We start from the raw sequence: 5,628 nt of genomic DNA, 5'->3' as shown, positions 1-5,628 counted from the left end.
GCCCCCAGCCGCGCCAGCAGCCGGTACGCCCCGATCTGCTGCGGATCGCCAGGCCCGAGCTTCTCCATGGCGGAACCGCCTCCCCCCGATGTCCGACATCCCCCGATACACCCCTGTGCAACAGCCTGAGGATAGTGCGGCGACCCGCGGCGGCGGAGCGGCCCTGTGCCTACGGTTCCGTAACGGCGGGCCCGCGCCGCCGTATTGGTGCGTCGCGGAGGCAGTGGCCACGCCCCACGGGTCGTACCGGCGCATCACGGAGGCAGTGCCCACCCCCTGCGGGGCCGCCGTCGGCCGACAACCTGTCGCGGAATCCCCGCGAGCGCAGACAGGACGCCCATGCCGCGTCCGCATCCCGGACATTTACGCTCGCCCGCATGACCCCTCAGCCCTCTCAGCACCCGCTGAGCCCCCAGCCGAACCCCGAGGCCGGTGCCGCCGTGAAGGCCGGTGACCGGGCGCACGTGTTCCACTCCTGGTCCGCGCAGGAGCTCATCGACCCGCTGGCCGTGGCCGGCGCCGAAGGGTCGTACTTCTGGGACTACGACGGCAGGCGCTACCTGGACTTCTCCAGCGGGCTCGTCTTCACCAACATCGGCTACCAGCACCCGAAGGTCGTCGCCGCGATCCAGGAGCAGGCCGCGACGCTGGCCACGTTCGCGCCGGCGTTCGCCGTCGAGGCGCGCTCGGAGGCGGCCCGGCTGATCGCCGAGCGGACCCCGGGCGACCTGGACAAGATCTTCTTCACCAACGGCGGCGCGGACGCGGTCGAGCACGCGGTCAGGATGGCGCGGCTGCACACCGGCCGGCCGAAGGTGCTGTCGGCGTACCGCTCGTACCACGGCGGCACGCAGCAGGCCGTCAACATCACCGGCGACCCGCGCCGCTGGGCCTCCGACAACGGCACGTCGGGTGTCGTGCACTTCTGGGCGCCCTTCCTGTACCGCTCCCGCTTCTACGCCGAGACCGAGGAGCAGGAGTGCGCCCGGGCCCTCGAGCACCTGGAGACGACGATCGCCTTCGAGGGGCCGGCGAGCATCGCCGCGATCATCCTGGAGACGATCCCGGGCACCGCGGGGATCATGGTGCCGCCGCCCGGCTATCTCGCCGGGGTGCGGGAGCTGTGCGACAAGTACGGGATCGTGTTCATCCTCGACGAGGTGATGGCCGGGTTCGGGCGGACCGGTGAGTGGTTCGCGGCGCAGCTCTTCGACGTCGTGCCGGACCTGATGACCTTCGCCAAGGGCGTGAACTCGGGTTACGTTCCCCTGGGCGGTGTGGCGATCTCCGGGAGGATCGCGGAGACGTTCGGCAAGCGGGCCTACCCCGGTGGCCTGACGTACTCCGGGCACCCGCTGGCGTGCGCGGCGGCCGTCGCGACGATCAACGTGATGGCCGAGGAGGGCGTCGTCGAGAACGCGCGGCGGCTCGGCGCCGAGGTCGTGGCGCCGGGGCTGCGGGAACTCGCCGAGCGGCACCCGAGCGTCGGCGACGTGCGCGGCGTCGGCATGTTCTGGGCGCTGGAGCTGGTGAAGAACCGCGAGACCCGCGAGCCGCTGGTGCCGTACAACGCGGCCGGGGAGGCGAACGCGCCGATGGCGGCCTTCGCCGCCGCCGCGAAGGCCCACGGCCTGTGGCCCTTCGTGAACATGAACCGCACGCACGTCGTCCCGCCGTGCAACGCGACCGAGGCCGAGCTGAAGGAGGGCCTGGCCGCCCTGGACGCCGCGCTGTCCGTGGCCGACGAGCACACGGAGTAGCCCGCCGGCTCCGGGGCACCGGTCTTCCGCCTCAACAGGCGGGCCGTGGAACCCGAACGCGTAAGGTGGCGTGCTCGTAGACGTACGTACGTTGACGAGCACACCACCGCACGCGCAAGGGAGACGCCCCGACCATGCCCGGCATCAGCGGCACCGGAGCCGTGACGCGCAGCACCCTGCGGCAGCAGATCGCTGACGCGCTTCGGGACGAGGTGCTGGCCGGGCGGCTGCAGCCGGGGCAGGAGTTCACGGTGAAGGAGATCGCCGAGCAGTACGGGGTGTCGGCGACCCCGGTGCGGGAGGCGCTCGTCGATCTGTCCGCGCAGGGCCTGCTGGAGGCCGACCAGCACCGCGGCTTCCATGTGCGCGAGTACTCGCCGGCCGACTTCCGCGAGATGATCGAGGCCCGCAGCCTGGTCACGGACAGCATGTTCCAGGCCCTGGTCGACGGCGGGGCAGTCCTGCGCGACCCGCTCGACGCGCGGACGGCGGCCACCCTCGCCGGGGTGCGCCGGCGAGGCGAGGAGGCCCAGCGCGCGGCCACCGCCGGTGACCTGACCGTGCTGATCGGCTACGACCTGCGCTTCTGGCGCGAGCTCAGCGCCCTGTTCGGCAACTCCTATCTCGCCGACTTCCTGCACCGGCTGCGCGTGCAGTCCTGGGTGTGCGCGGTGCAGCACCTGCGCCGGCTCAGCGACCTGCGCGGTGTGCTGTGGTCCGGCCATACCGAACTCGTCGACGCACTCGCGAGACGTGACACCCCGGCCGCCCGCTCGATCGTCGCCGCGTACAACGCGCACTCCCTCGCGCTGGTCGATCGGCTGGCCGGCGCATGAGCAGAGCTGTCCCCGGAGCGGCGGAGCCGTCCGTCGCAGCGCCGGTCGAGTTGTCGGTCGTGATACCCGCCTACAACGAGCACGAGCGTCTCGGCCCCACCCTGGACGCCGTCACCACGTACCTGAGCGACAACGAGAGCCGCTTCGGCACGTGGGAGATCGTCGTCGCCGACGACGGCTCCACCGACGGCACCGGCGACCTCGTCGACGTCCGCCAGGACCCGCGTGTCCGGCTCGTCGGCGGCGGGCGCAACCGCGGCAAGGGCCACGCCCTGCGGCTGGGCGTCGGCGCCACCCGCGGCCGGCGCGTGCTGGTCACCGACGCCGACCTCGCCGCCCCCATCGAGGAGCTGGAGCGGCTGGACAAGGCGATGGGCGAGGGCAGCGCCGCCGCGATCGGCTCCCGTTCGGTGCCCGGCGCGACGATAGGCAGCCACCAGCACCGGGTGCGCGAGCTGCTGGGCCGCGCCGGGAACGTCCTGATACGCCGTGTCGCGGTGCCCGGCATACGCGACACCCAGTGCGGCTTCAAACTCTTCGACGGCGACCGGGCCCGCACGGCCTTCGCCGCCTCCCGGCTCAACGGCTGGGGCATCGACGTGGAGGTCCTCCAGCACTTCCGGCGCGCCGACTGGCCCGTCGCCGAGGTCCCGGTCCGCTGGTCCCACCAGTCCGGCTCCAAGGTCGGCCCGCTCGACTACGGCCGGGTCCTCGCCGAGCTCGCCCGCCTCAAGGCACGCTCCGCCCGGCCCGCAGACCTCCTCGCCGTCCTCGGGTTCCTGGTGATGGCGGTGGTTCTGTACTCCGGCCGACTGGTCGGCCCCGGCCACCGCTACCTCCCCGACTCCCTGCAGGACCAGAACCAGTGGGAGTGGTTCTTCGCGGTCACCGCCGACAGCGTGGCCCACCTGCGCAACCCCCTCTTCACCGACCTCCAGGGCTTTCCCGACGGCGTGAACCTCATGGCCAACACGGTCATGCTGGGCCTGTCCGTCCCCTTCGCCCCGGTCACGCTCGCCTTCGGTCCGGCGGTCTCGCTCAGCGTCTGCATGACTGTGGGCCTGGCCGCGACGGCCGCCGCCTGGTACTGGCTGATCGTCAAACGGGTCGTACGGCACCGGGGAGCGGCCTTCGTCGGCGCCTCGCTGGCCGCGTTCGCCCCGCCGATGGTCAGCCACGCCAACGCGCACCCGAACTTCGTGATCCTCTTCATGATCCCGCTGATCGTCGACCGCGCGCTGCGGCTGTGCGAGGGCACCCGTGTCCGTCGGGACGGGATCGTGCTGGGGCTGCTGACGACGTACCAGATCTTCCTGGGCGAGGAGCCGCTGCTGCTCGCGGCGATCGGCATGACCCTGTTCGCCGCCGCGTACGGGGCGGCGAACCGGGAGGCGGCGAGGGCGGCCTGGCGGCCGCTGCTGAAGGGCCTGCTGATCGCCGGCGCCGTCTGCCTGCCGATCGTCGTCTTTCCGCTGTACTGGCAGTTCGCGGGCCCGCAGAGCTACCGGAGCGTCCTGCACGGCGACAACGCGGGCAACAGCCCCCTGGCTCTGCTCTCCTTCGCCGAGCGCTCCCTGTTCGCGGGCGACGCGCAGCGGGCGAACGCCCTCTCCCTCAATCCCACCGAGCAGAACGCCTTCTACGGCTGGCCGCTGGTCCTGCTCGCCTTCGGGATCGTCGTACGGCTGTGGGAGCAGACCCTGGTGAAGGCGCTGGCGGTGACGGCGGTCGGCGCGGCGGTCCTCTCGCTGGGCCCGAAGTTCCGCCTGCCGATGACCGACACGGTCTACCCCGGCCCGTGGGCCCTGCTCGCCCACAAGCCGCTCTTCGAGTCGGTCATCGAGGGCCGGGTCGCGATGATCTGCGCCCCCGCGCTCGGCATGCTCCTCGCCGTCGCCCTGGCCCGGCTGTCGACGACCCGCAGGGTCGGCACGCTCTACGCCGGTCTGCTGGCCGTCGCGCTCGCACTGCTGCCGCTGGTCCCCGCCCCGCTGAAGGCGGTGGACCGCGCTCCCGTGCCGGAGTTCATCGCGGACGGCATGTGGAAGTCGCACGTCCGCGACGGCGAGTCACTCGTCCCGGTGCCGCTGCCCGACCCCGGTGCGGCGGAGGCCCTGCACTGGCAGACCGCGGCCCACCTCGGCTTCAAGCTCCCCGGCGGCTACTACAACGGCCCCTGGGGCCCCGACCGCATCGGCATCTACGGCGCCTCCCCCCGCTACACCTCCAATCTGCTGCGGGACGTCCGCTACACGGGCGTGGTACCCGCCATCGGCAAGAACTGGCGGGACCAGGCCGGACAGGACTTCGCCTACTGGCACGCGGGCGTCCTGGTCCTCGCCCCGCAGCCGAACGACGGACCGCTGCGCAAGGCCGTCACCGCGTTGGTGGGCCGTCCGGGGAAGTGGACCGGCGGGGTGTGGGTATGGGATCTGCACGAGGGGAGCTGACCCGGGGCCGCACCGACTACCCTTCCCCTACCCATCCCTTCCTGGTCCGTTCCCTTCCCCGACCGCCGTGCTTCGCGCTGAATGAGGAGCCCTCTTTGGCCTGTGACCTGTGGCTGGTACCGCTCGTCGACGTGTTGTGCCACACCCCCGACAACCCGTTCGCCGAGGAACTCGCGCAGTACAACAAGGTGCTGGCCGAGCACGGGCTCCCGCCGGTGCCGGTGTACCAGTACATGCCGGGCCTGTCCGGGGAGGTCGCGCCGGTGGCCGGCTTCGACTACGACGCGCTGCACTTCCTGCGCCGCTCCTACCTCCTCCAGGTCTGCGGCCTGCCGCTGACCCCGGTCGACGAACTGGGCGGCGACTACGAGCAGTTGCTGGAGATGTTCGAATCGACGGCGCAGCAGTCGCACCTGGTCTGGCACTACGACCACGCGGGCGCGTACGTCCCCCTGGACTTTCCCCAGCCGCTGTCCAACGAGGAACTCCTGGCCGGCGGCGGCCCGCTGGGCTCCTCCCAGGGCCTGCTGCGCGAGCTGGAGTACGTCGCCCCGGCCATCGGCATCGACCCGGCCAACCCCC

4 protein-coding genes are annotated in these 5,628 nt (G+C 72.0%); all 4 read left to right on the top strand.

Features of this window, described 5'->3' with window-relative positions; all coding sequences use genetic code 11:
- Window positions 1-404: 404 nt before the first annotated feature.
- The gene (locus BZY54_RS46195; RefSeq protein WP_086731317.1) at window positions 405-1,760 is read left to right on the top strand and encodes an aspartate aminotransferase family protein; all 1,356 of its coding nucleotides are present in this window, start codon (window positions 405-407) and stop codon (window positions 1,758-1,760) included.
- A gap of 134 nt (window positions 1,761-1,894) precedes the next feature.
- On the top strand, window positions 1,895-2,596 hold the full coding sequence (locus BZY54_RS46190; protein WP_086731316.1) for a GntR family transcriptional regulator: 702 nt from the start codon (window positions 1,895-1,897) through the stop codon (window positions 2,594-2,596).
- Window positions 2,593-5,046 (top strand): dolichyl-phosphate beta-glucosyltransferase, encoded by a 2,454-nt coding sequence (locus BZY54_RS46185; protein WP_086731315.1) that lies wholly within the window; start codon window positions 2,593-2,595, stop codon window positions 5,044-5,046. Before BZY54_RS46190 ends, BZY54_RS46185 begins: the two co-directional genes overlap by 4 nt.
- Window positions 5,047-5,141: 95 nt before the next feature.
- On the top strand, window positions 5,142-5,628 hold a 487-nt coding region (locus tag BZY54_RS46180; RefSeq protein WP_086731314.1), incomplete at its 3' end, for a hypothetical protein.

This window comes from Streptomyces carpinensis (assembly GCF_002154505.1).
Lineage (GTDB): Bacteria > Actinomycetota > Actinomycetes > Streptomycetales > Streptomycetaceae > Streptomyces > Streptomyces carpinensis.
This window is presented reverse-complemented; position numbering and strand designations above follow the sequence as displayed.

Bases quoted from the DNA above. Each gene is read 5' to 3' on its own strand.
- BZY54_RS46190 (WP_086731316.1), top strand. From the start codon at position 1,895: ATGCCCGGCATCAGCGGCACCGGAGCCGTGACGCGCAGCACCCTGCGG.
- BZY54_RS46185 (WP_086731315.1), top strand. From the start codon at position 2,593: ATGAGCAGAGCTGTCCCCGGAGCGGCGGAGCCGTCCGTCGCAGCGCCG.